Below are 26,722 nucleotides of genomic sequence, written 5' to 3'. Positions count from 1 at the left end.
ATCAGTTAGCTCCTTTCACAGCAGCCATCATTTCGGCTTGACGCGTTTTTTGAGGGTGTTGTTCTTTATATTCACGAATCATTGTTAAAAATTGATCGAATAGATAGCCGTTATCAAAAGGCCCTGGTGCTGCTTCTGGATGATATTGTACAGAAAATGCTGGATATTTCTTATGCTTCAAGCCTTCAATCGTTTTGTCATTGTTGTTGATATGAGTTACTTCCAGTTCTGTTCCTTCGATTGAAGCTTCTTTTACTGTATATCCATGATTTTGTGAAGTGATATAACAACGACCTGTTTGCAAATCTTTGACAGGATGATTACCACCACGATGTCCGAATTTCAATTTGTCTGTATCTGCTCCGCAAGCCAAAGCGAACAACTGGTGTCCTAGACAAATACCGAAGATTGGATATTCTCCAAGCAATTCTTCAATTACTTTGACAGCAGCTGGTACATCTTTCGGATCTCCTGGACCGTTAGATAATTGAATACCATCTGGATGTAAGCGGCGAATCTGTTCTGCTGTTGTATCTTGAGGGACAACAACCACATCGCAACCACGTTGAGACAACTCACGTACAATCCCTGTTTTTGCGCCGTAATCAATAAGCACGATACGTTCTTTTGGACCCGGACTTGTATAAATATGAGAAGTTGATGTATGACTTACTTGGTTGGTAGCCGATACGCTACTGTTTAGACGCTCCATCAATTCTTCGGTTGATAATGATCCGCTTGTCAAAATGCCTCTCATTGTTCCTTGATGACGAATACGACGTGTTAACATGCGTGTATCGATATCGCTGATTCCGATAATGCCATGTTCACGTAGCAACTCATCAATCGTATATTGAGCACGCCAGTTACTAGGTACAGGCTCATGTCGACGAACAACGAATCCATTAATATACGGACGAACCGATTCAAAGTCATCACGGTTAATACCATAATTGCCGATCAGCGGATAAGTCATTGTTACGATCTGCCCGCAGTATGAAGGATCAGATAGTACCTCCTGGTAACCGGTGATTCCGGTATTGAATACAACTTCTCCAGTGGTTTCGCCTTCTGCTCCGAAACTACGGCCTGTAAATAATGTTCCGTCTTCTAATAACAATTTTGCCTGCATCCCGTTTCACTCCTCTATCTATCTTAAAAGTTAGTTATATTCAAATGAATATTTTTATCATTTTTTAGTATATTTATGCTTTGGAAGCCGTAGCTTCCTGCGACCACACGACTTGACCGTCTACGATCGTTGTCTGTGGCCAACCTTGTAATGTCCAGTTGGTAAATGGGGTATTTTTTCCTTTTGTTGCAAATGTAGTTGGATCGACCGTTTGCTCTGTTTCCAGATCGATTAATGTGATATCTGCTGGAGCTCCTTGTTCTAAGCGCCCTGTTGCCAAACGGAATACTTTAGCTGGATCAGATGTCATCCGATCTACAAGCATTTGTAATGTCCAGCGTCCTGTTTGAACAAATTTGGTATATAACAATGGAAATGCGGTTTCGAATCCAACGATTCCAAATGGCGCTAATTCCATTCCTTTTGCTTTTTCTTCTTCACTATGAGGGGCATGATCAGTCACAATGATATCGATCGTTCCATCTTCTAGTGCTTCAATACAAGCTTCTACATCACGTGGTGTGCGTAGAGGTGGATTCATTTTCCAATTCGCATCCATACCCGGAATATCTTCATCGGATAAGATCAAATGATGCGGGCATACCTCAGCAGTTACTTTGATACCGATCGATTTGGCTAAGCGAATCAAGCGAATCGATTGCTCTGTACTCACATGACACACATGATAATGAACTCCTGTTGCTTCTGCTAGTAAAATGTCGCGTCCTACATGGATCGCTTCCGATTCATTAGGAATCCCTTTCAGGCCATGTTTGCGAGCAAATTCCCCTTCACTTACAGCCGCTCCTACCACCAGTGAATCATCTTCACAGTGTGCAATAACCGGCATATCCATCGATGCTGCGAGCGCCATTGCATTTTTCATCATTTGTGCATTTTGTACGCCTACACCGTCATCTGTGAATCCGATAGCCCCAGCTGCTTTGAGTGCTGCAAAATTGGTTAATTCGCGTCCTAACTCGTTGACTGTGATGGCTGCATAAGGCAGTACTTTGACGCTCCCTGCTTCTGCTGCTTTGTCCAGTACCAATTTCACTACATCGGCATTGTCTGTAACCGGTCGTGTATTTGGCATACAAGCGATAGTTGTGAATCCACCTTTTGCTGCTGAAGCTGTCCCAGTAGCAATCGTTTCTTTATGTTCAAAACCAGGTTCTCGTAAATGCACATGCATATCGATTAATCCTGGAGTAACTAACTTGCCAGTTGCATCAATCTCTGTTACTTCTTGTCCTGCTCCATATTGTTGAAGCAATTCTGCTGTATTTTGATCTCCTGCAAAAATGTGTTCAATCTGACTACCTTCTACCCATATATGTTTGATTTCCAGTTCATTTTGTCCGTTCAATACGTTTGCGTTTTTGATAAAAAGTGTCATTGTTAACCTCCGAAATTGTATTGTTGATTATCGTAGTGCTTAGTTACGTAGGGCTCTTTCAATAACAGCCATCCGAATCGGTACACCATTTTGCATTTGTGGGAAAATTTTTGATTTAGGACTTTCCACCAGTGCATCATCGATCTCAACATTACGATTGACTGGAGCCGGGTGCATAATAATTGCATGCTGTTTCATCCGGGCAGCTCTTTCTTCGGTCAATCCATATTGTAGGCGATATTCTTCTGCTGACTTGAGCATGCCTACAGCATGGCGTTCAAGTTGCACTCTTAACATCATCACTACATCTGCTTGTAACGCTTCTTCCATACTGATATAAGAAACTTCTCCGATATCATCAGCGCGCATATTGCTTGGTGCACAGAAGCTTACTTTGGCACCCATTGTCTGTAAAGCCCAGAGATTCGAGCGTGCTACACGACTATGCAAAATGTCACCTACAATCGCTACATGCAGACCTTTTAACTCTCCAAACTCTTGACGCATCGTGTACAAATCAAGCAATCCTTGGGTTGGATGTTCATTGTTGCCATCACCCGCATTGATTAGGGGTACATTCACTTTTTCTGCTAATTCTTGCAATACTCCTGAAGGCTTCAAGCGAATGATGCCTGCATCAATTCCCATACTTTCAAGTGTTCGAACGGTATCGTAAATGGATTCGCCTTTTTCTACGCTTGATACTGCGGAGGTGAAGTTCAACACTTCTGCACCCAAGCGCTTTTCAGCCATTTCGAAAGAAAAACGTGTACGTGTACTATTTTCAAAAAACATATTCGCTACAAAGCGTGATTGCAAAACAGATACTTGCTTCTCTGTATGTGCATCCCAGTAAGCTGCTCGATCGAGTATTGAAACTAACTCCGGTTGACTCATACCTTTGAGACCCAGTAGACTGCGTTGTTTCAATGTAGTAGTTGTCATAATCATGCAGTCACCTCACGATGTTGCATAATATTGACTTGATCGCTACCATCGATTTCGCTTAGTCGTACTTCGATTTCTTCCAGCTTGGAAGTTGGTACGTTTTTGCCGATATAATCCGGGCGAATAGGAAGTTCACGATGTCCGCGATCTGCAAGGACTGCTAATTGAATCATTTCAGGTCGTCCGCAATCCATTAGTGCATCCATAGCGGCTCTAATCGTTCTACCTGTGTACAGTACATCATCGAACAAAATAATTTTTTTGTTACGAATCGTTAGATTAGCAGGTGTTAGCATCGTACTGCTATTCATATCTGTAGGACGTCCATTGTCTTGATCATCACGATATCCTGTAATATCCAGCTCACCACAAGGAACAGGTTTACCTTCAATTTCTTGAATACGTTCTGCGATCCGTTGTGCCAGGTAAATACCTCTTGTACGAATCCCAATCAGAATACAATCTTCAATCCCTTTATTTTTCTCCAAAATCTCATGTGCAATACGTGTAAGTGCGCGTCGGATTGCTGTTTCATCCATGATAATGCGAGTCTCTGTGCTCATTATCGTTAGCCTCCTCAGGTTGTGTACACCCTGGGCCCCGTGGTCAACATCATAACGCGTGTCTGGTTCATACTCTTGCTTGACTCTATTGCACGTTCTTCGGTCAGGGTATAAAAAAGACTCCCTGCCCTAAAACGGCAAGGAGTCTGTAGTCATAGACACACGTCATGACAGTCATACTCAGACGCACTGTAGTATGCACCACTCCACACAGAGGGTGTCCTACAGTGAACATCGTTCACGTTACCTTGCCAGTCTCACGGGACTGAATTAAAGGTGCTTATTCATCTGAAATGAATTATGACAGAAACAACACTACCTGTCAACCGCACAACTTACCGTGGGATGATGAAGAAATGATTATATAGTTGTAAAAGAATAGTCATACTTTGTTTCAATAATCATAATTATACAATATATACGAATAAATATCCACAATTATAAGTAAATATATCATTATTATCATTTTTTATTCATAAATTATTCATAGTGATTAACTTTAACCTTAAACATTTTTGCTCTTTTACATATGCATAGATATAAAAAAGAAGCCAATCTGAATATCAGACTGACTTCTAAAATGAAAATACTTATTAACGATTACGCAATGATAACAATATTTGTTCCAGATCATCAGGGATAGGTGCTTGAAATTCTAAATATTCCCCTGTAGTTGGATGAACAAAACCAAGTACAGCCGCATGCAGAGCTTGTCCATCTAGTGTAGAAGCTTTTGCTCTTACACGTCCATACATTGGATCAGCGACTAACGGATGATCGATAAATTTCATATGCACACGTATTTGGTGAGTACGTCCTGTCTCAAGACGAAGCTCTACTAATGAAAAATCACCAAAACGCTCTGTCACTACAAAATGAGTAACAGCATGCTTACTATTCTTCTCGGTAACGGTAAACATTTTACGATTTTGGCTAGAGCGACCAATCGGTGCATCAATAGTGCCTTGATCATGTTCTATATTACCATGAACCAGTGCAATATATTTACGGGTAACGGTATGATTTTTGAGCTGTTCCGATAATGAAGCATGCGCTTTATCATTTTTGGCAGCCATCAATAATCCAGTTGTGTCTTTATCAATACGGTGTACAATACCGGGACGCACTTCGCCATTAATACCGGATAAGTCTTTGCAATGATACATCAAAGCATTAACCAACGTATCGGAAGAATGACCGACTGCTGGGTGAACAACCATACCACGAGGCTTATTAATTACGATTACATCTGAATCTTCATAGACGATCTCAAGCGGAATATCTTGTGCTTCGATTTCTACAGTAGATAGACTAGGAAGTTGAACAACAACCTGTTCATTTTCTATCAATTTATGATTAGCTTTGATTACTTTGCCATCTACTGTGACTAAGCCATCGGTTATCCACTGTTGTACTTGAGAACGTGAGAAACCTTCTGGCAATAAGTCTGTAATGTATTTATCGATACGTGTTTTAGCATCTTCTGCATCAATCGTCCATTCCATCACTTGAACAGCACCGATCTCTGTCTCATCTTCGCCTGTTTCTTCCACATGTTCTAGATCAGGTAATTCTTGCTCTACCCAGTCTTTATCTTGAACTTCATTCATCTCTGATTTGTCTTGCTTACTCACTAAACATTCTCCTCTTCATGACCGGCAGTTTGTTTCTTCTGACGGCTCATATCCAACAGTGCGTCTATGATAATCAATGCAACCCCGACTACAATACAAGAATCAGCTACATTGAAAATCGGAAACGTATAACTGCCAAAGTTAAATTGTAAAAAGTCCACTACTTCACCCATACGTGCACGATCAATAAAGTTACCAATCGCTCCACCCAAAACAAGTGATAAAGCAACAGGCAATAATTTATCCGGTTGTGATTTCACTTTTTGGATATACCATATAATCGCAACAACGACTATTAACGTAATCACGACAAAAAACCAACGTTGATTTTGCAAAATACCAAAAGCAGCGCCTTGATTACGGTGGGAAGTAATCAAAAAGAAATTGCCGATCACTGAAATCTGATCTCCTCGTTCCATTCCAGTAGCGATCCAGTATTTGGTTAACTGATCTACAATAATCGCTATAATTGCAATCACATAATATATCACAATAATCCTCCACCCTATAGATTAAATCATTACTTTAAGATAATTTATTAAATAGTATTTATATTATCTCTAACATTCTTTAAAATAAACATTTACTTATTGTATCATAATACAGAATTCGCAGTCTAATCGAAACACAAAAAATATCATTTTAATGCATTATAATATATACTACTTGCAATTAATATTAATTTAAAGGAGATAATATGCAAAAGTTAAAATATCTAGATGGACTTAGAGGATTAGCAGCACTTATAGTTGTAATTAGTCATTTTGTGGTAGCTTTTTACCCTTCGCTCTATAATGGATCAATAGATAGTGTACATACTCAAAAAAGCTTAGAATTATGGATTTCTAAAAGTCCTTTTAATTTATTTTATAATGGGAATTTTGCAGTTTGTGTATTCTTTGTACTAAGTGGATACGTACTTAGTTACAAATTTTTCATTACAAAGAGATAAAGAATTTGTTGTGAAAAGTGCTATAAAAAGATATTTCAGATTAGTTTTTCCAGTTTTTATATCAATTATACTAATTTTTTTGATGATGAAATTCTCATTATTTTACAATAAGGAAGCTGCTGCATTAACACTTTCAGAATGGTGGCTAGGAGGTTTTTGGAATTTCGAACCTACCTTTATACAGGCTATCAAAAATGCATTATTAGATGTATTCTTTTCTCATGATTCTTCCTATAATACAGTTTTATGGACTATGAGCTATGAGTTATATGGTTCATTTTTGATATTCTCATTCATTGCTCTTTTCGGAAATATAAAAAGAAGATATCTTTTTTATATTATACTAATCTTTCTTTTTCATGATACTATTTATTTAGGTTTTATTTTAGGAATAATGTTAGCTGATTTAAAATATTCAATTCATTTGTTTAATAAAAAATTTTTTGAAAATTATTTTTTGAAATTAATTTTTATTCTTTTTGGTTTTTATATGGGGTCTTATCCTATAGGAGCTCCTGTAGATAATTCAATTTATAGTTATATCAAAACTGATGATTATAATACTATTGTTTTCTACCATATGATAGGAGCTTTTTTAATAGTCTTATCTATATTAATTTCTAATAAATTACAGTCATTTTTCTCACATAAAATTTTGTATTCCTTAGGGAAAATATCATTTTCTTTATACTTAATACACGTTGTTGTAATTGGCTCATTTACCAGCTGGTCATTTGTTAATCTTATACAATATTTTTCATATAGTGTTTCGGTAATAATCAGTGGCATTTTCTCTATTCCTTTGTTAGTTGTATTGTCAATACTTTTGTATAAGTATGCAGACAAAGTAGGCATTAAATTATCAAATAAAGTTTATTTGATAATTACTAAATCTATTTAAATTTATATTAAAAAACACAATTATCTTATATGTATAATTATAAATAGAACAGTTATCAATAAAAGTTTCATGATTAATCTGAACTTTAAAGATAACTGTTCTATTTTTTTATTTAAATATCATTTTATTAAAATCAAAAATATTACGAAATACGGATACCTACATTTTGTCCCATCAATTCAACTTGTTCCATGCCTTCTTCAGTAGCAAATGCTACATCGTTAACCAATACATTTTCACGTAATACATGATCAAATGTTTGGATTGCTTGACGAAGATCATCGTTCACAGACAACGTTAAATTCACGTATTTTTCGATAGGTAGATCTAATTTTTTACGATAGTCTTGAACCGCACGTACAATTTCACGTACCCATCCTTCTTGCTCAAGTTCAGGTGTTACATCTGTATTGAGTGCCACTGTTAGACCATACCCTGAAGCAGAAGCAAATCCAGACTTCGCTTTTTTCTCTACTAATAATTCTTCATTCGTCACTTGTAGCTCTTCGCCTTCTGGTGAAAGAATATGCAAGAATCCATCTTCAACCACTTTACGTGTTTCTTCTACAGACATGCCTTTGAAAAAGTTTTGCAAGAAACCTACATTTTTACCGTATTTTTTACCGGCTACTTTAAGGTTTAATTTCAACGTAAAGTCTACAAATCCAGAATCATCGGTTTCGGTATGAATACCTTTCACGTTGATCTCGTCTTTGATGATTGATTCATAGCTGGTCAAATCAAAATCTTTGTCCAGCGAAACGATCAATTCAGATAAAGGTTGACGTGTTTTGAGCCCTGTCTCATTACGTACATTACGTGCTAGTTCGACAATGCGACGAGCTGTTTCCATATCGCGTTCTAGCTCAAGATCGATCAAGTCTTCATTAGCAACAGGATAATCATCCATATGCACACTTTCGCCACTGCTGAGGTTAAGATAGATATCTTCCGCTAACATTGGTGTAAATGGTGCAATCAATTTAGCTGTCGTTAATAGGACTTCCGTTAAAGTACGGTAAGCATCTAATTTGTCTTCTGTTAGACCACTACCCCAGAAACGGTCACGTGAGCGACGGATATACCAGTTACTCAATTCATCTACAAAAGCTTCGATCGCTTTAGAAGCATTTAAGAAATCATTTACAGCAAGCCCTTTTTCAACTTGCTTGATCAAACTGTTCAGACGAGACAGAATCCAACGATCCAACTTATGCTCTGACGGTTGGAAAGGATGTTCTGCTGGATCGAATCCATCAATCGTTGCATACAATGTCATAAATGCATGTGTATTTACAAGTGTATCCACCATTTTGGATTTCGCTTCACCTACGATACCTTTGGAGAAACGTTTACTGTTCCATGGCGCACTATCAGATAGCAATGCCCAGCGGAAAGCATCTGTTCCGTATTCATCAATGACTTCCCACGGATCGATTACATTTCCTTTAGACTTGGACATTTTCTGTCCTTGTTCATCCAATACATGACCTGTCGCCATAACTGCTTTGTAAGGAGCTTTGCCTGTGATTAATGTAGATACCGCAAGTAGACTGTAGAACCAACCACGCGTCTGATCGATACCTTCACAGATCATATCTGCCGGGAACTGCTCCTGGAATGTATCTTGATTTTCAAAAGGATAATGCTGTTGCGCAAATGGCATTGATCCACTATCAAACCATACATCGATCACTTCCGGTGTACGGAACATCTCATATTGACCACATGAACTACGTACTTTGATATCATCTACATACGGTTTGTGTAGTTCGATATTTTCAGGCACATCACCAATCGCGCGCGCGCGAAGTTCTGCAATACTGTGCGGTGCAAACTGTTCACCTGTTTCTGCACATACCCATACGTTAAGCGGTGTACCCCAATAACGATCACGACTGATATTCCAGTCGACCAAGTCTTCCAAAAATTTACCAAAACGTCCATCACGGATATGACCTGGATACCAATCTACTTCTTTATTGTTAGCGATCAATTGTTCTTTAACGGCTGTCGTCTGGATAAACCAGCTATCCATTGCATAGTATAATAGTGGTGTATCACAACGCCAGCAGAATGGATACGTATGCTCATATCTTTCTTTGCTGAACAAACGATCTTTTTCAGACAACAAACGCACGATATCGATATCGCAATCTTTTACAAAACGACCTGCAAAATCAGTCACTTCAGCTACAAATTTACCTTCTAGATCTACCATATTCACAAAGCTAATACCATTTTCACGACATACACGGTAATCATCTTCACCATGTGCTGGCGCCATATGAACAATACCTGTACCACTTGCATCGGTAACAAAGTCTGCTCCTAGAATGATGTTCGCTTTTTCTGCTGTAAAATAGTTAAATGGCGGAGCATACGTTTTGCCTACTAATTCTGCACCTTTTAATGTGCTCAGTACTTCGTATTCGCCTTTACCATCTTTCATCACATCGTCTACCAGATTTTTAGCAACGATATATACACTTCCATCTTGACTTACACGTACATAATCCATATCTGGATTAACTGCTAAAGCTACGTGAGAAGGCAATGTCCAAGGTGTTGTTGTCCAAGCAAGAACATACTCTCCGCTGTCATCTAATTTGAACTTCGCTGTTGCGCTCAAATCTTTGACATCTTTGTATCCTTGAGCAACTTCATGCGAACTCAGTGTTGTCTGACAATCAGGGCAATATGGACTTACACGGTGTCCACGATACAATAGACCTTTATCATGAATCGTCGCAAGATTGTTCCACACACTTTCGATATAGTTATTTTCAAGCGTTACATATGGATGATCTAGATCAGTCCAATATCCAATCCCAGATGTAAGATCACGCCATTGTTGCTCATATTCAAATACACTTGCTTTACATTCTTGAATAAATTTCTCTACACCGTACTCTTCGATTTCATGTTTGTGAGAGATTCCTAATTTTTTCTGAACACCTAGTTCAACAGGAAGACCATGTGTATCCCATCCTGCTTTACGAACAACACGGTAGCCTTTCATCGTCTGATAACGACCTACAAAATCTTTGATGACACGTCCCAAAACGTGACCGATATGTGGCTTACCATTCGCTGTTGGTGGACCTTCATAAAAAACGAAGTTAGGCTTACCTTCCCGATTCTGAATCGAACGTTGAAATGTATTTTCCTCATTCCATTTATTTAAAATCCGTAAATCACGTGTACGTGCTTTTTCTTTGACATCGACTCTTTGCATGATTTTGTCATCCTTCCCCATCTATTAATATCGAATGCACTCTAACTATCCCGTATGAAAACATCAAAAAACCCCATCCCATAAAAGGGACGAGGTTGCTCGCGTTACCACCCTTGTTTCACTTCGACCTTTATACATCTATACAAACTATAATTCAGTATTTCTACTGTTTTTGTCTGTATTCAGGTGAAGTGACACCTTAGATCCGCACAAATGATGCGGTGCCTCTGTAACGGTTGGCACTCCGGCTTGGCTTACTTTATGCTCGTTCAGCCTCGCTTCTCCAGGGGGATATTCAATTATACGATGTTCATTGGCTTGCACCAACCGCCAACTCTCTGTGAACACAATGTATAATTTACTGACCCTATCAATGAATGTTGATGTTCATATTTATATTCGTCTACACGAATTAATTGAAATAAAGTTATAGAATATTTATAGCGCTTTAGACTATAAATGTCAACTTAGAACCTGTAATCTTAGTACAAATCACCTGAACTATGTTGTTCTTCGTTATCGCGGTCTCTATCACGATCTCTGTCTCTATCGCGGTCACGGTCGCGATCTTCTAGACGATCTCTTTCACGATCACGTTCATTGCTTGTGCGTTGAAGTTCACGCGTTTGATTTTCCAAAGCATCCCATCCATCTTGGCTAAGTAGCTCTAATTGAGCTTCTACCAATGTACGGAAACGTGTGCGGTAAATAGAAGCTTGTTTTTTGAGTTCTTCTACTTCCATCGACACTTTGCGAGATTTGGATAAAGACTCATTGATAATACGATCCGCATTTTTCTCGGATTCTTTAATAATCAATTGAGCTTCTTTTTTCGCATTGTTACGAACTTCATCTGCCGCTTCTTGAGCAACAATAATCGTTTTGCTCAACGTATCTTCCAGATTTGCAAAATGATCCAGACGTTCTTGAATAGACATTAACTGACTTTGCAGTTCTTTGTTTTCACGAATCGCCCCTTCATAATCTTTGATCACTTGATCTAGAAATTCATTCACTTCGTCTTCGTCATAACCACGCAAACGACGCGAGAATTCCTTATTATGTATATCCAGCGGGGTTAATGGCATGTTGGACACCTCCTGTAATGTTTAGGCCGTTGAATTGCCTCGTTATTGCTATGATACTTCATTTCGACGCATAAGGATATATCCCTGCCAAAGACGTTAAAAAATAAATAAATTTGCTGTATATTCACGATTTAAATAGAAGCCTATTCTATTCTTTATCAAACAAATTTACCTACTTTGACTCGATATCTTCCTTTTTTTGTAATTCCATCCATTTCTAATACTTTAAAGCGACCAAGCCCTTGAATAGAAATCATATCGCCTTGTTGCAAAGCATGAGAAGGATTTTCTTCTACTTTCCAATTCACCCGGCAACGTCCCGCTTTGATTGGCACCAGGATTTTACTACGGCTTAGTCGGTATACATCACTTGCTATCCCATCTAAGCGTAAAGAAGCTACAGTTAGCTCCATCGATTGCAATTCTGGAGTAGCGACCTGTAATTCAGTAATCGGTAAAATCTCTGTCATTACATGCAAGCGATGAACTTGTGTTAAATTTAGATGCAAATAAGAAGCAATCTCAGACGATACCACCGTATGACAACCATCCGCCAACGCGTGGATATCTCCAATTTTACCTCGCTTGATCCCCAGTCCCAAAATAGAACCCATATAATCGCCATGTTCCAAATCAGCGAATTTACGCCCTTCTAGCGTGATCGATAATACTGATAACTGCATATCTTCGTTATCCAAATCCATATAATCCGGTCCGATGACGGCACGTTTACGTTCTGAATGTTCTGATCCTCCATCCAAACGAATATGCACATCTAGATTACGAGCAGCGAGAATATTCAGAATATAAGCTTGACGTGGATCTAAAAAATCGGTCAGCTTTAGCTCATGATAACGGGCTGCGTTATCGATCCACTCCGCAGCCCGTTCCACAAACTCTCGCTCATCTGGATGAAAATGATGATAAATATTGCTTTGCATGATGTTGTTCATACCTTTCATATTTAGAGCAAGTGTAATAGATTTTTTAATTAATAGACAATACTTTGTATTAAAAAGATCAAACCGCTAAAAGCGAGACGTAATACAAATAATGCAACGATTGGAGAAATATCAATTGCACCCATAATTGGCGGAATAAAACGACGGAAAGGAGCAAGATAAGGTTCTACTAATCGTGCCAAAATTTGTCCGAAAGAACTTTCACGTGCGCTAGGCAACCAGGACAGCAAAATATAGATAATAATCATATACGTGTAAATTTGAAAAAGAGCGTTTAGGACTGCAAAAACCGTAACCAAAATTGCGTCACCTCATCTTGTTATATTCGTAATCTTCGCCTAAAATTTCAGCGATCGTGCCCTCAATTTCGACGGTATCCGGTGTACACAGAAAAATGTTGCCCCCGATTTTTGAAATACTGCCTCCAAGTGCATAGACGGTACCGCTCATAAAATCAATAATACGTGTCGCTTGATCGATACGAACACGCTGTAAATTGACGATAACCGATCGGTGAGATCGCAAATGGTCTGCAATATCTTGAGCCTCATCATAACTGCGCGGCTCATTCAAAATAACTTTTACATTTTTCTGAGAATGAATACTAACTACATTGCTGGCTCTATTGTTCTTACGTAATTCTGTGCCAGAGGTTTCACGAGGTTCTTCATCATCATCCATAATCTGTTCGCGCTCAACAATTTCCTCTTCTTCTTGAAGCCCTAAGAAGTTCATAAAGCGATTCATTACTCCCATCGTTAATCCTCCTCTTTCCCTACTAATATGGAACCCAGTCGCACTAGTGTAGCGCCTTCTTCTATAGCAATCTCAAAATCACCCGACATGCCCATAGATAAATGTGTTAGTGGATTTTTAGTTAATCCACGCTTATTGATATCATCTTTTAATTCACGAAGTCCTCTAAAAACAGGACGTGTCATTTCTGCATCATCTACTTCTGGAGCCATCGTCATCAAACCTACTACTTCTAGATTTGAGAACGAAGCAATACTTTCAAAAAACGAATTCACTTGCTCAGGTGGCAATCCATATTTGGATTCTTCACCAGAGATATTAACTTGTACTAATACTTTAACACGAATATCCATAGAACTTGCTTTTTTTTGTATTTCTTTTGCTAGTGATAAGCGATCTAAGGAATGAATATATTCAAATTTGCCAATTACATCTTTTACTTTATTGGTTTGTAAGTGACCGATAAAATGCCACACTCCACGTTCGTGTAATTGATTCCATTTATCTTCAGCGTTTTGCCAGCGATTTTCTCCTAGATGTAATAGCCCTGCATCTAGTACCTCCGCCGTTTTGGCAACAGAAACATATTTGGTTACAGCTACAAGCTGAATGTCTTCACGCTTGCGTCCGCTTCGTTCACAGACTTGATGAATTCGTTGTTCGACTTGCTCTATTCGTTCTTGTAATCCCAACTGTATTTCACTCCGTTTCTATACCTATCCAACTCGCCATTCTGCCGGTTGTTCCTCCGTCAGCTCGATACGAGAAAAAAAGATCGTGGTTACGGTAAGTACACCAATTACTCATTTCGATATGGTCAGCAGGTATTCCTGCAAAAATCATGAATTGTCGATTTAATTGTTTGAGGTCTAGCCAAGTTTTACCATTATCACCCGGACGGGCATAAAGATGTTGTTCACCATTACCCATTAACTTGCTTTTCCAAACGTTTACGGCATCCATCACTTTATCATCGACTTCATAGCTTTCGCCACCGATAGAAGGACCTATCGCAGTATGGATATCAGATATAACACTTCCATATTGCGTTCTCATCGCTTCGATCATTTCACCTGCAATATTAGCGACAGTGCCTTTCCAACCTGCATGAGCAAGCCCTACGACCTGTTTTACAGGGTCTATAAAGTATAGAGGTACACAATCTGCATAAAATGAAGTTAATAAGATACCTGGTACATTGGTGATTAATCCGTCGGTATTTTGAAAAGCACTTTCTCGATCAAGCCAACCTTTGCCTGCATGTTCTGCTGTAACGATCTCTATATGATTACTATGTACCTGTTCACCAGATACCCAGTGAGTATAATCAAACTTTAATTCATCGCATAATAGTTTGCGATTTTGCAATACATCTTCCGGTTGATCTTCTACATGATACGCTAAATTAAAAGAATCATAAGGCGCTTGACTAACTCCACCTTTACGTCCGGTAAATCCTGCTGTGATTCCTTGACTATAAGCAGAAGTATCTAACTCAAATAATTCAGGTCCGCTATCTATCGTACGGCTTACAAACTTCTCCATGTATACACCTCATAGTAAACAAAATATTTTAACTATATTGAATATAACTGTATCTTACTTCAATCATACAACTATTCAACCTGTAACTCATCTTTTCAACTTGTTCCGTCACAGAGAATAGCTGTAGATCCAACTCAATATATACTCAAATGAAAAAGACCTGTTTTCCGTAGAAAACAAGCCCTTCGCATAATCATTATATTGCTAGCACCTAATCGTTTTTATGACGAGAACGATTGCGTAGGAATGTTGGAATATCCAACTGATCTCCACTAGGTTGTGTAGTATTTGTATTGTTGTACGGACGTGATGTCGGAGCTTTGTCTTCTGCATTCGTTGGTGCAGCAGGTGTAGATTCATCGACAGGCTGAGACGGACGACGTACCGGTGGCAATGGTTGTGCTGGTTTGTGTTCAAATCCTGTTGCGATAACAGTAACTTTGATCTCTTCTTTGAGGTCTTCATCAATAATCGCACCGAAGATCATATTTACTTCTGGATCAGAAGCTGAAATAACGATCTCTGCTGCTTCATTGACTTCATACAAGGAAAGGTTGTTACCGCCAGTGATATTCATAATCACACCACGTGCACCTTCGATCGAAGTTTCAAGCAATGGACTCATAATCGCTTTACGTGCTGCTTCTGCTGCACGATTTTCTCCTGTAGCTTCACCAATACCCATCAAAGCTGAACCACGTTCAGTCATGATCGTTTTTACATCGGCAAAGTCAAGGTTGATTAGTCCCGGTACAGCAATTAGATCAGAGATACCTTGTACCGCTTGACGCAACACATTATCTGCTTCACGGAAAGCTTCTAACATCGGTGTCTTTTTATCTACAATTTCAAGCAAGCGATCATTAGGAATAACGATCAATGTATCGACTTTTTCTTTCAATCCTTCGATACCTAGTTCTGCTTGTGAAAAACGCTTACGTCCTTCAAATGTAAATGGACGTGTTACCACACCTACTGTTAATGCGCCACATTCTCTAGCGATTTCAGCAATAACTGGTGCTGCACCTGTTCCTGTTCCGCCACCCATACCCGCAGTAACGAAAACCATATCTGCACCTTTAAGAGTGCTCATGATCAAATCACGAGATTCTTCAGCTGCTTTTTTACCTACATCTGGATTAGCTCCTGCACCCAAACCACGTGTCAGTTTATCACCGATTTGCAATTTGTGTTCAGATTTAGCTAAGTGCAATGCTTGAGCATCAGTATTAACTGTTATAAATTCCACGCCTTGAACACCATTCTCAATCATACGGTTAACAGCATTACTTCCGCCGCCACCTACACCGATGACTTTGATCTGGGCTAGGCTTTCCATTTCGAAATCAAATTCTAACATACTTTCCCATCTCCCCCTCGTTGTCCATGAATAGCTTGTTTCAATATAATATTGAACTCTAGCTTATATAAACTCACTGAACATATTTTTTAACCGTTCAATCAAGCCCGGCTTGGCACTGCTTTCCGGGGTCGAGGTTGTTTTGTTACGTGCTGGTGCTTTTTTGTTAGCTCCAGCCGTGCTTCCACCACCACGGATATTGCGGATGACATTGTACAAAATGCCTACCCCGCTTGTATAAGCAGGATCACGTACACCAATATAATCAGGAACTGCTATTCTTACAGAAGCTGCCAGTTCTTCGCGAGCTACTTCCAAAACGCCCGGCATTGAAACTGTACCTCCTGTCAGTATATAACCACCAGCAAGCTCTTGATAACCGAGTCTTGTGACTTCTTGACGAATCAGTTGAAAAATTTCTTGCACACGAGGCTCAATAATGGCTGCTAAATCTTGCTGTGTAAATTCTTTGTCTACGTTACTGCCAATACGCATAACTTTGAATACTACATCAGATGCAGCATCATCTATCAAAGCACAACCATATTTCAGTTTTACTTTTTCAGCATGCTCTGTTAATGTGCGTAATCCATAAGCGATATCGTTCGTTACAAATTCTCCACCAATCGGTAAAGTTGATGTCGCTTTAAGCGAACCTTCTTCAAAGATTGCAATAGTAGATGAACCTGCACCAATATCAACTAGAATCGATCCCATCGATTTTTCATCTTTGGACAAAGCCAATTGACCTGCACCTAATGAAATCAATACAAGATCTTTGATACGCAAATCTGCTTTTTCTACACAACGAAGAAGATTATGGATCGAAGTTTTAGCACCTGTAATAATAGTAGCTTCTACTTCTAGACGAACACCAATCATTCCGCGCGGGTCTTGAATTCCTTCCAACCCATCTACCACGTACTGTTTAGCAACAACGTCAATAATTTCCCGTTCAGGTGGCAGAGCGATTACTTCTGCCGCTTTCAAAACACGTTCGATATCTTCTTCACCAATCTCACGATCTTCATTGGATACGGCAACTACTCCGTGGCTCGTTTGAAGTCCGATATGATTGCCTGAAATACCAACGATAACTTCAGATATCTGAATGCCGACCATACGCTCAGCATGATCAACAGCACTACGGATGGATTGCACAGTTTGATCAATATCTACGATCGCACCTTTGCGAATTCCTTCCGAGTCGGCAGATCCAACTCCAATAATATTAAAGGTTCCATTGTTGATTTCCCCGATAATAGCACGAACTTTGGATGTACCGATGTCCAAACTAACAATGATGTCATTGTTGCTCAAGCCCTAGGCACCTCCCGCTATCCTGTAATAAAAACGGTGTATTCGAATATTTTAGAATCACACCATTATGTGTTGGAAATTGAATTTCCGAAATAAATTGTTTCCCAAAATTGCTCTCTACATTAATATTCAACATTACATATGCTTTCCCTCTTTTTTCTCCAAACTTTTTGAACACTGGTTTGCATTATAAAAAGGTTGAAGAAAAAACGATCAGGTAGGCTATTTTCACCGTAAATTTTTAAAAGTTTACAAAACTTTAATATCTACAACTTTCATTCTAGCATCTTTCGGTCATTGCAGAAAGTATTGTATCTATATGATTTTACAAAACGTTCGCATTTATCGATTACAAAAGGCTAAATCTTACGGTGCAACTTCCTGATCTGCTACGTCTTCCGGGTTGAAAGGCGTATAGGCATCTGCTTCAAGCATTGTAATGACACCTGGCGGTTGAGTCTCGATAACCTGATTTAGATACTCTACTTTGTCTGCCAAAAGTGACACACTTGTGATCACTTCAAAGCGAGAACGTGTATAGATTTTGATCCGGTCTGGAAACGAAGGTGTTGGTGAAGGGCTAATTTCAGAAATATCAGAAGACAATTCATTAGGAATAGTCCCTAATACTTTGCATAATTGCACTTTCTGAGCTTCAAAATCAGACCATCCTGTAAGCACAGGTTTTTCAACAGCCACTCCTCGTGTATCTGCTCTTACCAAAGCTCCACTTTGTAAAATAGCTGTGAGTTCTCCTGAATCTTGCAGTTCATAAGCAACTACAGGATATTCTTTGATCGTCACATCAATTTGACCTGGAAAATGCTTGATTACTTCTGCATCTTGGATCGAACTGATCGTTAATAATCGCTTTTCGATCGTTGTAGCCGATGTACCAAAAAAAGCATTTCCTTTCGCCAATCCACTTACATTTAACAAATCGGTTTTGGCTGTAAACGTATTTCCTTTAAACGTGATCTGAGATATTTTACCAATAGGCGAAAACCAAAATACAATTCCGATTACGACTAAAAGGATAAGCGACAATAAAATAATCAGTCGCGTTTTACGAGTTATTTTTGGATTAAAGGAAGGTCTCCGATTGCCAGCCGGTTTGTTATTTGGAATAACAGTTAATTTTTGCTTTACCATAGCGATCTCCACAAATCTTTTTTAGGTTTTATTCAATATAGTCTTTTGTACCAACTGAATTCAGTCATCCACTTGTCTGAAATAAAGTCTTTGTCATTATATCATGCAGAATGCTGAATACCTAAATGTGCTTTGGCTACGGTTTGATACGGTTCACTTTTACTTTTCACCCATCAGATATACTTCAGGTTGAAGTTGTACGCCAAACTGTTTAGATACTTCTTGTTGCACATGTGATATTAACTCTAATACATCAGCTGCGGTACTTTGTCCCACATTTACAATAAAGTTAGCATGTTGAGTCGATATTTCGGCTCCACCAATTCGGTACCCTTTGAGTCCTGCTGATTCGATTAAGCGAGCAGAATGATCTCCAGGTGGATTGCGGAAAACACTTCCTGCTGAAGGTTGCTGTAAAGGTTGTGTAATCCGTCTACGATCTTTATGTTTATTCATTTCAGCCATAATGGTATCGCGATCGCCTGTTTTCATTTGAAACGAAGCTTCAACGACGATTCCAGGTTGTTCTTGCAAAATCGAATGACGGTAAGCATATTGCATATCTTCTACGCTATAGGTCACGATTTGTCCATCATGAAGAACTATTCGAGCAGACTGCAAAATCTTAGATGTATCTGATCCATGAGCTCCTGCGTTCATATAGACAGCGCCACCTACAGACCCCGGAATACCGCCAGCAAATTCAAGACCAGACAATCCTTTTTTAGCAGCTAAAACACAAAGTTTGACGACAGAGTGTGCACCACCTGCAATAATCCGATCTTCTTCAAATCTAGCGTAATCAAAACCTTCGCCTAATTTGATAACCACTCCGCGAATTCCTTTATCTGCGACTAACAGATTAGAACCTCGTCCTAGCTGTGTCCACTGAATATCATGCTCATGCAAAATAGTCATAAGTGTACTTAGCTCATCTTGATTGCTGGGTATCACCAGTACATCAGCAGGTCCGCCAATTCTCCATGTTGTATATTTTGCTAACGGTTCATTGATAAGAACTTGACCGACAGCATGCTGGGATAAAAGATTCATCCACTGCTGCATTTTGTTAACTTCCCCCTTCTAGCGGGACAGAACACCTGACAAACGCTTCATTTCTTCAACAATCAAAAATGCAGATTGAGGTGTACCCAAGCTTGTTGCTGCTTTGGACATGTTCTGTCTAACCTCTTCATCACTCATTACTTTATCTATTCGAGCTAACAATGATTCCCCTGTCAACTCACGCTCTAATAATACTTCTGCTGCGCCTGCTTTTTGTAAAGCCCAAGCATTAGCTTCTTGATGATTATTTGTAACATTAGGTGACGGTATTAATATAGATGGCGTACCTAATGAAGTGACCTCAGCCAACGAAGAAGCCCCTGCACGACCGACTAACAACGAAGTAGCTGCTAGAACTTCGGGCATATTAGGAATATACGGAAGTACATGAAGATAATAAGGAAATGATCCTACAGCATCTCGAATACGTTCGCGAATTTCTTCGTAATAAATTTCGCCTGTTACAAATACATAATGTACCGCTGGATTGTTTTGTTTGAGCAAAGGAGCAATTTGAACCATTGCTTCTACAAGTGCTCTAGCGCCCCGGCTACCTCCTACAACTAATACAATCTGTGCAGCAGCAGGTAGACCTAAGGAAGCAAGTCCACGTTCACGATTTGCATTTTGTACCATAGTCGCCCGCGGGTTGCCTGTAAACATCACATGCTTTGAACGCGGAAAACGATTCACTGAATCTTGAAAACTTACAGCTACTGTACTTGCATATCCACTCAAAAATTGATTCGTTAATCCAGGAATCGCATTTTGCTCATGTACAATAGTTGGTATTTTAAGCTTAGCAGCAGCATATACTACAGGGCCACATACATAGCCACCTGTTCCTATGACTACATCAGGCTTAAATTCTTTCAGTAACTGTTTTGAAGTTTTCACACCCTGAATGAAGCGATTTATCGTTTTGAAATTTTCTAAAGAAAATAACTTGCGTCTAAAACCGGTAATATCAATAGATTCAAAAGGGATTTTTTCTTCAGGAACAATTTTGTTTTCCAATCCTCTTTTGCCACCAATATATAAAAATTCAGCATCTAATCCTTCGGTCTCACACTGCTGAGCAATCGCAAGTGCTGGATAGATATGACCACCTGTACCTCCGCCGGTCAATACGACCCGCATGATAAATCACCTCCTTAATTCAAATTTCATCATTGTTATTTATTCGTTAAGTAGCTGAATGATCTATTGTAAAGTAGATGTACGTTTTATGCTACTTATCTCAGTTGAACCTTATAGCTGGTGTACAGCTTCTTTAAAAGCACGACCACGTTCTTCATAAGAGGAGAACATATCCCAGCTTGCACATGCAGGAGATAATAATACAATATTATCCGGTTCAGCAAACATTGCTGCTTGCTCTACTGCTTGCTTGATAGCTAGTTCTGGTTGCTCTGATTCTTCGATAATTTGCACTTTTGTAATTCCAGCAAGTTCTGCCACTTTAGCTAATTTGTGACGGGTTTGTCCCAAAACGACTAACGCTTTAACCTGTTGCTGAAATACAGGTAACAAATCCATATAATCAGAACCACGATCCAGGCCACCAGCAATCAGTACAATGCCTTTATCTTGAAAAGCGGATAATGCTGTCATCGTTGCTTTGGCATTGGTTGCTTTGGAATTGTTGTAATACTGCACTTGATCATGTTCTTTTACATATTCTAAGCGATGTTCTACACCTCGGAAATCACGTAAGACATCAGCCAGATCTTGAGGACGACATCCAGCTGTAATAGCAATTGCACAAGCTGCTAACGCATTGGCGACATTGTAACGACCAGGTATACCCAATTCATGTACAGGTAAAATAGCCACTTCTCCATCTTGATCACAATACATCATTGTACGCGGTAATTCATCTTCCATTTCTGGAATATAGGCAGGAGATACATATAATCCTGCTGATAATGGTGAATGCGTAGCTGAAGCGGATGGCTTGGCTGCTGTTATATAATTGCCCAAATTCTCTGTGATCGAAAATGGAATTAAAGTACCCGCTTGAATATAAGGCACAAGGCTACGACAATAACTGTCATCCCAATTAATGATTGCTGTGTCATCTTTGCCTTGATTTTCAAAAATTTTACGTTTGGAAGAAACATAATCATCCATCGAACCATGATAATCCAGATGTGTCTCTGCTACATTTAACAGACAAGCGATTTTCGGATTAAAATCACGTGTGCCTTTTAATTGAAAGCTACTTAATTCGGCTACAATCCAATTCTCTGGCTGAGCGTCACTAACAGCTTCACATAATGGAATCCCTATATTACCACCTACAATAGGATGAAGATGATTAGCTTCCAACATTTTGCCTACCCAAGTTGTTGTCGTCGTTTTACCGTTAGATCCTGTAATCCCAATCATAGGCACATCAGAGATACGATAAGCTAATTCAACTTCTGTGATTACTTCTATTCCTAGATCGAGTGCTTGTTTGATTGGAGGAGCTGTATAAGGAATACCTGGATTTTTGACCATAAGAGCGATCCCTTTATGAATCAAACCTTCAGGATGCCCTCCACAAATCACTTGAATATCCAAAGCTTCTAACTCTGCTGCTTCTGGTGATTGTTCTCTTGGCTTCAAATCGTTAACCGTTACGATGGCTCCCAGACGATGCAAAGCTTTGGCTGCTTCTACGCCACTTCGTGCTAATCCGATTACGATCACTTGTTGTCCACGATATGTTTCAGGATCATTCATGTATTACAACCCCTTGCTCAAATAAATTCCGATCACTGCTAATACTAGACTAACTGCCCAGAATGTAGTTACTACACGCCATTCAGACCAACCTGACAATTCAAAATGATGATGAATCGGTGCCATCTTAAAGACTCGTTTCCCGTTTCTTGTTTTGTAAGATACAACCTGTATTACAACAGACAGCAATTCAATAACAAAAACAGCACCAATAATTAAAAAGAGCAATTCGCTTTTGGTTACAATCGCTATGCCACCAATCGCTCCGCCGATACCTAAAGAACCCATGTCACCCATAAATACTTTAGCTGGATGCATATTAAATATTAAAAATCCGATCACAGCACCGATCATAGCTGCTGCACATACCGCTGCCGCAGGTGAAGTCGCTTGAACCGCTACTACTGCATATGCTGCAAAAGCTATCGCACTTACCCCCGACAATAATCCGTCTAATCCATCGGTAAAGTTAACCGCATTACTGATCGCCAGCAACATAATCACAATAAATGGATAATAAAACCAAGGACCCCAATCAAATGAAAACGATGTAGCAGGAATACCTAGTGCTGTGCTATGTCCGCTTTTGAGCAAAATATAACAGACAATTGCAGAAAATAACAACTGTCCAAACAACTTTTGTTTTGCTGTTAGTCCAAGTGAACGTTTTAAACCAATTTTAATAAAGTCATCCAAAAACCCTACTAACCCGAATCCAAGTGTAGCCACCAATAACACCCAGAAGTTAGTATCTACTACAGAAAATTTTACATACGCTAATGTAAAAGCAATCATAATGATAATACCGCCCATAGTCGGCGTACCTGCTTTTTTCAAATGACTCTGTGGGCCATCATCACGTACTTGCTGTCCAAACTTCATACGGCGCAATACCGGAATTAAAAGCGGTGCAGCAATCACTGCCAATACAAATGAAACTGCTGCTGTTAAAAATAATATTCGAAAATCCATGTCGTTTTACTCCTCCAGCGCCTCTGCGTTACTTGTTGAATCAGGCATCAGCGCCTGTACGACTTCTTCTAACTTCATCCCGCGCGATGCTTTAAATAAGATAGCATCTTTCTCCTGAGCCATTTGCAATAGATCGTTAATCAGTTCTTGTTTGGAAAGATAAGAATGAATCTGAGAAGCATCTAATACTTTAGCAGCTCCATTAGCTATCTGTTGTCCAAGCACACCATACGTGAATAACAGATCTGCTTGTCCATCGATATATTTTCCTACTTCTTGATGATATATCGCTTCCTCTTCGCCCAACTCTAACATATCACCGAGTACTGCAATTTTACGATGATATCCTTTGAGATTACCTAATACGTCTATAGCGGCTTTCATTGAAGTAGGACTTGCATTATAAGCATCATTTAACAAAGTGATTCCATTACGACCTTGAATGATCTCAATTCTCATTCCTGTAAGTTGTAGCTTGGATAAGCCTTGACGGATATGTTCTGCTGTGACCCCATAATGTTGAGCTACTGTTATTGCTGCTAAAGCATTGGTCACATTATGCATACCTAGTAAAGGCAATGTCCATGCTTCGTCTGCTTCACTATTTGTTGTGAAAACAGTATGTTTGCCTTGAAACATTACCCCTGTTGGATACACATTGTTCGTATGATCCAGCCCAAATGTTATTTTACGCATCTCTTTTTGCTCAAATGCGGGTTCCGCCAAAATTTGTTTTAATAAAGGTTCATCACCTAAATAGACAAGTAAGCCTTCTGAACGTAATCCACTGACAATCTCTAATTTGGCACGTGCGATTTCTTCCCGACTTCCCAATTGCTGAAGATGAGATTCACCAATATTGGTAATAATTGTTGTCTCCGGATGAGCGATATTTGATAGCAGTTCAATCTCACCGCGTCCACTCATACCCATTTCTAAAATCAAGATTTCAGTCTGTTCAGGCATTGCTAATATGGTCAAAGGCAGTCCTATATGATTATTGAAATTACCTTCTGTTTTGTGCACTTGATAAGCTTCTGCTAGCAAAGCATAAACGATATCTTTTGTTGTCGTTTTACCATTCGAACCTGTAATACCGACTACTTTTACACCTGTTTGTTGAACATACGCTTCAGCTAGTTGTTGTAGTGCTTGTAGAGTATCTTGAACAATGACTATATTTCCAGACGGTGGTGTTCCATGATCATGTTGCCATAATGAAGCTACCGCTCCTTCAGTTAACGCTGATGTCACAAATTTATGTCCATCGAACTTTTCACCAACGATAGGAATAAATAATCCGCCTTCAACCAATTGACGGGAGTTAATACTAACGCCTTTTAAACGAACATCTGCTGAACCTTGAAGCTGTCCACCACATATATCGGCTATTTGACCGAGTGTTGTATTTATCACTTGTAAAGACCCCTTATCGCTTCTTTGGCTACCAAACGATCATCAAAATCTAATGTTTGTTGACCGATAATCTGATATGTCTCATGACCTTTGCCCGCAATCAATACTACATCTCCTGGCTTAGCCATTTCAACCGCTTTTTCAATCGCTTGTCTGCGATCAATAATAGATTCGTATTTGTCTGTAGCAATCTGTTGCTCTTCTAGTCCTTTTTGAATATCTTCCAAAATAGTAGCTGGCTCTTCTGTACGCGGATTGTCTGAAGTGATCAATACATAATCACTATATTTAGCAGCAATCTGTCCCATCAAAGGTCGTTTGCTCCGATCACGATCACCACCGCATCCAAAAACAGTAATGATATTACCTTCTGCAAATTCCTTGATCGTACGCAATACATTTTCCAATCCATCCGGTGTATGAGCGTAATCCACAATCACTGCAAAAGGTTGACCGCCATCTACAGACTCTACACGCCCATCTACACCGGCAATCTGTTCAAGGCTAGACTTTATGTGTTCTAACGGAATATTCTCAATGAGAGCAGCTGTGATCGCTGCTAAAGCATTATAAACATTGAATTTGCCGACCATTTGAAGTGTGATTTCTGTATTGCCTTTAAACGTATCCACTTGGAAAGTCGTGCCTTGAGATGTAATTCTAATCTGTGAAGCATGTACATCGGCAGGATGATCGACTCCATATGTAATCACATCTGCAGCTGTAATTTTACGGAAATATTCAGCAGCAGGATCGTCGTTGTTCAAAACAGCATATTTACGCTTTGCAGGATCTATTTCATAACGGTTCCCCAAACGTGCAAAAAACAGCCCTTTGGCTGCAATGTACTCTTCCATCGTCTCATGATAATCGAGATGGTCTTGACTTATATTTGTAAAAATAGCTGTACGGTAATCTGTTCCTTTTACTCTTCCTTGCTCTAGAGCATGAGAGGATACTTCCATCACACAACTTTTCACATCTGCTTGCACCATTTCGTGTAACAAACGTTGTAATTCTAACGCTTCTGGTGTTGTACGAGGCATAGATGTTGCTGTACCGTTATAACGCATTTCAATAGTTCCAATCAACCCTGTATTGATATGCGCATCATTCATAATACGCTCAATCAGATAAGAAGTTGTGGTTTTACCATTTGTTCCTGTAATTCCGATCATATTTAACGTTCTACTTGGATATTCAAAAAAATGATCAGATAATACAGCCATCGCGTGACGACAACTACTAACGATCAATTGTGGAATATCTAATTCAAGTTGACGTTCTACTACTAAAGCAGTAGCACCTTTTTGAATCGCTTGAGCGGCATAATCATGTCCATCTACTGTAAAACCAGGCAGACAGATAAACAGATCACCTGACTTCACTTTGCGAGAATCAATCTCCATACCGGATATTTTTGTGTGAACATCACCTAGCACTTGAGATGTGATCAGCAGATGTGCTGCTTCTGACAAAAGCATAGTTTTACCTCTTTTCTAAATATTAATAACGATACCCGACAAATAGCAGACAAAAGATAGAGTCAATTGCACTCTATCTTTGCTGATGATGCCGGGTGATCGTAG

23 protein-coding genes, 1 pseudogene and 1 other annotated feature are annotated in these 26,722 nt (G+C 39.2%); of the genes and pseudogenes, 2 read left to right on the top strand and 22 right to left on the bottom strand.

Annotated features, from left to right (window positions below):
• Position 1 precedes the first annotated feature (1 nt).
• From carA to lspA, 6 genes are all read right to left on the bottom strand, one after another.
• On the bottom strand, positions 2-1,132 hold the full coding sequence (gene carA, locus PQ460_RS07735; RefSeq protein WP_273613069.1) for a glutamine-hydrolyzing carbamoyl-phosphate synthase small subunit: 1,131 nt from the start codon (positions 1,130-1,132) through the stop codon (positions 2-4).
• A gap of 73 nt (positions 1,133-1,205) precedes the next feature.
• Positions 1,206-2,531: a dihydroorotase gene (locus PQ460_RS07730; RefSeq protein ID WP_274172266.1), complete on the bottom strand. Its 1,326-nt coding sequence runs from the start codon at positions 2,529-2,531 to the stop codon at positions 1,206-1,208.
• Between the two features lie 39 nt (positions 2,532-2,570).
• Positions 2,571-3,482 (bottom strand): aspartate carbamoyltransferase catalytic subunit, encoded by a 912-nt coding sequence (locus tag PQ460_RS07725; RefSeq protein WP_273613071.1) that lies wholly within the window; start codon positions 3,480-3,482, stop codon positions 2,571-2,573.
• Positions 3,479-4,042 carry a bifunctional pyr operon transcriptional regulator/uracil phosphoribosyltransferase PyrR gene (gene pyrR / locus PQ460_RS07720; RefSeq protein WP_274172265.1) on the bottom strand — a complete coding sequence of 188 codons (564 nt, stop codon included), beginning with the start codon at positions 4,040-4,042 and terminating at the stop codon, positions 3,479-3,481. The genes PQ460_RS07725 and pyrR overlap by 4 nt, the downstream gene beginning before the upstream one ends.
• A gap of 593 nt (positions 4,043-4,635) precedes the next feature.
• Positions 4,636-5,652 (bottom strand): RluA family pseudouridine synthase, encoded by a 1,017-nt coding sequence (locus PQ460_RS07715; protein ID WP_443147209.1) that lies wholly within the window; start codon positions 5,650-5,652, stop codon positions 4,636-4,638.
• Positions 5,653-5,675: 23 nt separating this feature from the next.
• Positions 5,676-6,167, bottom strand: a complete 492-nt coding sequence (gene lspA / locus PQ460_RS07710) for a signal peptidase II (RefSeq protein WP_204823285.1) — start codon at positions 6,165-6,167, stop codon at positions 5,676-5,678.
• 206 nt (positions 6,168-6,373) lie between these two features.
• Here lspA and PQ460_RS23505 point away from each other — a divergent pair, with 206 nt between their 5' ends.
• Positions 6,374-6,628, top strand: coding sequence for an acyltransferase family protein (locus PQ460_RS23505; RefSeq protein ID WP_443147193.1), 255 nt, complete (start codon positions 6,374-6,376; stop codon positions 6,626-6,628).
• Positions 6,585-7,529 (top strand): acyltransferase family protein, encoded by a 945-nt coding sequence (locus PQ460_RS07705; RefSeq protein WP_274172264.1) that lies wholly within the window; start codon positions 6,585-6,587, stop codon positions 7,527-7,529. The genes PQ460_RS23505 and PQ460_RS07705 overlap by 44 nt, the downstream gene beginning before the upstream one ends.
• Positions 7,530-7,671: 142 nt before the next feature.
• Here the strand turns inward: PQ460_RS07705 and ileS are convergent, their stop codons facing one another.
• From ileS to PQ460_RS07625, 16 genes and pseudogenes are all read right to left on the bottom strand, one after another.
• Complete coding sequence (ileS, locus tag PQ460_RS07700) at positions 7,672-10,767, bottom strand: isoleucine--tRNA ligase (RefSeq protein WP_273613073.1); 3,096 nt, start codon at positions 10,765-10,767, stop codon at positions 7,672-7,674.
• Between the two features lie 82 nt (positions 10,768-10,849).
• Positions 10,850-11,150, bottom strand: a binding site (T-box leader).
• A 201-nt stretch (positions 11,151-11,351) separates the two neighbouring features.
• A pseudogene (locus tag PQ460_RS07695) lies at positions 11,352-11,855 on the bottom strand (DivIVA domain-containing protein); the annotation flags it as partial.
• Positions 11,856-12,013: 158 nt separating this feature from the next.
• Positions 12,014-12,796 (bottom strand): YlmH family RNA-binding protein, encoded by a 783-nt coding sequence (locus tag PQ460_RS07690; RefSeq protein ID WP_274172263.1) that lies wholly within the window; start codon positions 12,794-12,796, stop codon positions 12,014-12,016.
• Between the two features lie 50 nt (positions 12,797-12,846).
• On the bottom strand, positions 12,847-13,065 hold the full coding sequence (locus PQ460_RS07685) for a YggT family protein (protein WP_274172891.1): 219 nt from the start codon (positions 13,063-13,065) through the stop codon (positions 12,847-12,849).
• A gap of 58 nt (positions 13,066-13,123) precedes the next feature.
• Entirely contained in the window at positions 13,124-13,573 is a 450-nt protein-coding gene (locus PQ460_RS07680) for a cell division protein SepF (protein ID WP_204823282.1), read from the bottom strand.
• Between the two features lie 2 nt (positions 13,574-13,575).
• On the bottom strand, positions 13,576-14,265 hold the full coding sequence (locus tag PQ460_RS07675; RefSeq protein WP_274172262.1) for a YggS family pyridoxal phosphate-dependent enzyme: 690 nt from the start codon (positions 14,263-14,265) through the stop codon (positions 13,576-13,578).
• 7 nt (positions 14,266-14,272) lie between these two features.
• Positions 14,273-15,118, bottom strand: a complete 846-nt coding sequence (gene pgeF / locus PQ460_RS07670) for a peptidoglycan editing factor PgeF (RefSeq protein WP_274172261.1) — start codon at positions 15,116-15,118, stop codon at positions 14,273-14,275.
• A gap of 211 nt (positions 15,119-15,329) precedes the next feature.
• Positions 15,330-16,478, bottom strand: a complete 1,149-nt coding sequence (ftsZ, locus tag PQ460_RS07665; protein ID WP_274172260.1) for a cell division protein FtsZ — start codon at positions 16,476-16,478, stop codon at positions 15,330-15,332.
• Between the two features lie 63 nt (positions 16,479-16,541).
• Entirely contained in the window at positions 16,542-17,798 is a 1,257-nt protein-coding gene (gene ftsA / locus PQ460_RS07660; protein WP_204823278.1) for a cell division protein FtsA, read from the bottom strand.
• A 366-nt stretch (positions 17,799-18,164) separates the two neighbouring features.
• Positions 18,165-18,950 (bottom strand): cell division protein FtsQ/DivIB, encoded by a 786-nt coding sequence (locus tag PQ460_RS07655; RefSeq protein ID WP_273613081.1) that lies wholly within the window; start codon positions 18,948-18,950, stop codon positions 18,165-18,167.
• A 159-nt stretch (positions 18,951-19,109) separates the two neighbouring features.
• Complete coding sequence (gene murB, locus PQ460_RS07650) at positions 19,110-20,015, bottom strand: UDP-N-acetylmuramate dehydrogenase (RefSeq protein ID WP_274172259.1); 906 nt, start codon at positions 20,013-20,015, stop codon at positions 19,110-19,112.
• Positions 20,016-20,033: 18 nt separating this feature from the next.
• On the bottom strand, positions 20,034-21,155 hold the full coding sequence (gene murG, locus PQ460_RS07645; protein ID WP_274172258.1) for an undecaprenyldiphospho-muramoylpentapeptide beta-N-acetylglucosaminyltransferase: 1,122 nt from the start codon (positions 21,153-21,155) through the stop codon (positions 20,034-20,036).
• A gap of 111 nt (positions 21,156-21,266) precedes the next feature.
• Positions 21,267-22,745: a UDP-N-acetylmuramoyl-L-alanine--D-glutamate ligase gene (gene murD, locus PQ460_RS07640; RefSeq protein WP_274172257.1), complete on the bottom strand. Its 1,479-nt coding sequence runs from the start codon at positions 22,743-22,745 to the stop codon at positions 21,267-21,269.
• Positions 22,746-22,748: 3 nt separating this feature from the next.
• Positions 22,749-23,717 (bottom strand): phospho-N-acetylmuramoyl-pentapeptide-transferase, encoded by a 969-nt coding sequence (mraY, locus tag PQ460_RS07635; RefSeq protein ID WP_204823273.1) that lies wholly within the window; start codon positions 23,715-23,717, stop codon positions 22,749-22,751.
• A gap of 6 nt (positions 23,718-23,723) precedes the next feature.
• Positions 23,724-25,130 (bottom strand): UDP-N-acetylmuramoyl-tripeptide--D-alanyl-D-alanine ligase, encoded by a 1,407-nt coding sequence (locus tag PQ460_RS07630; RefSeq protein WP_274172890.1) that lies wholly within the window; start codon positions 25,128-25,130, stop codon positions 23,724-23,726.
• The gene (locus tag PQ460_RS07625) at positions 25,130-26,617 is read right to left on the bottom strand and encodes a UDP-N-acetylmuramoyl-L-alanyl-D-glutamate--2,6-diaminopimelate ligase (RefSeq protein ID WP_274172256.1); all 1,488 of its coding nucleotides are present in this window, start codon (positions 26,615-26,617) and stop codon (positions 25,130-25,132) included. Before PQ460_RS07625 ends, PQ460_RS07630 begins: the two co-directional genes overlap by 1 nt.
• Positions 26,618-26,722 lie beyond the last annotated feature (105 nt).

The organism is Paenibacillus sp. KACC 21273, from assembly GCF_028736095.1.
GTDB lineage: Bacteria > Bacillota > Bacilli > Paenibacillales > Paenibacillaceae > Saccharibacillus > Saccharibacillus kyungheensis.
This window is presented reverse-complemented; position numbering and strand designations above follow the sequence as displayed.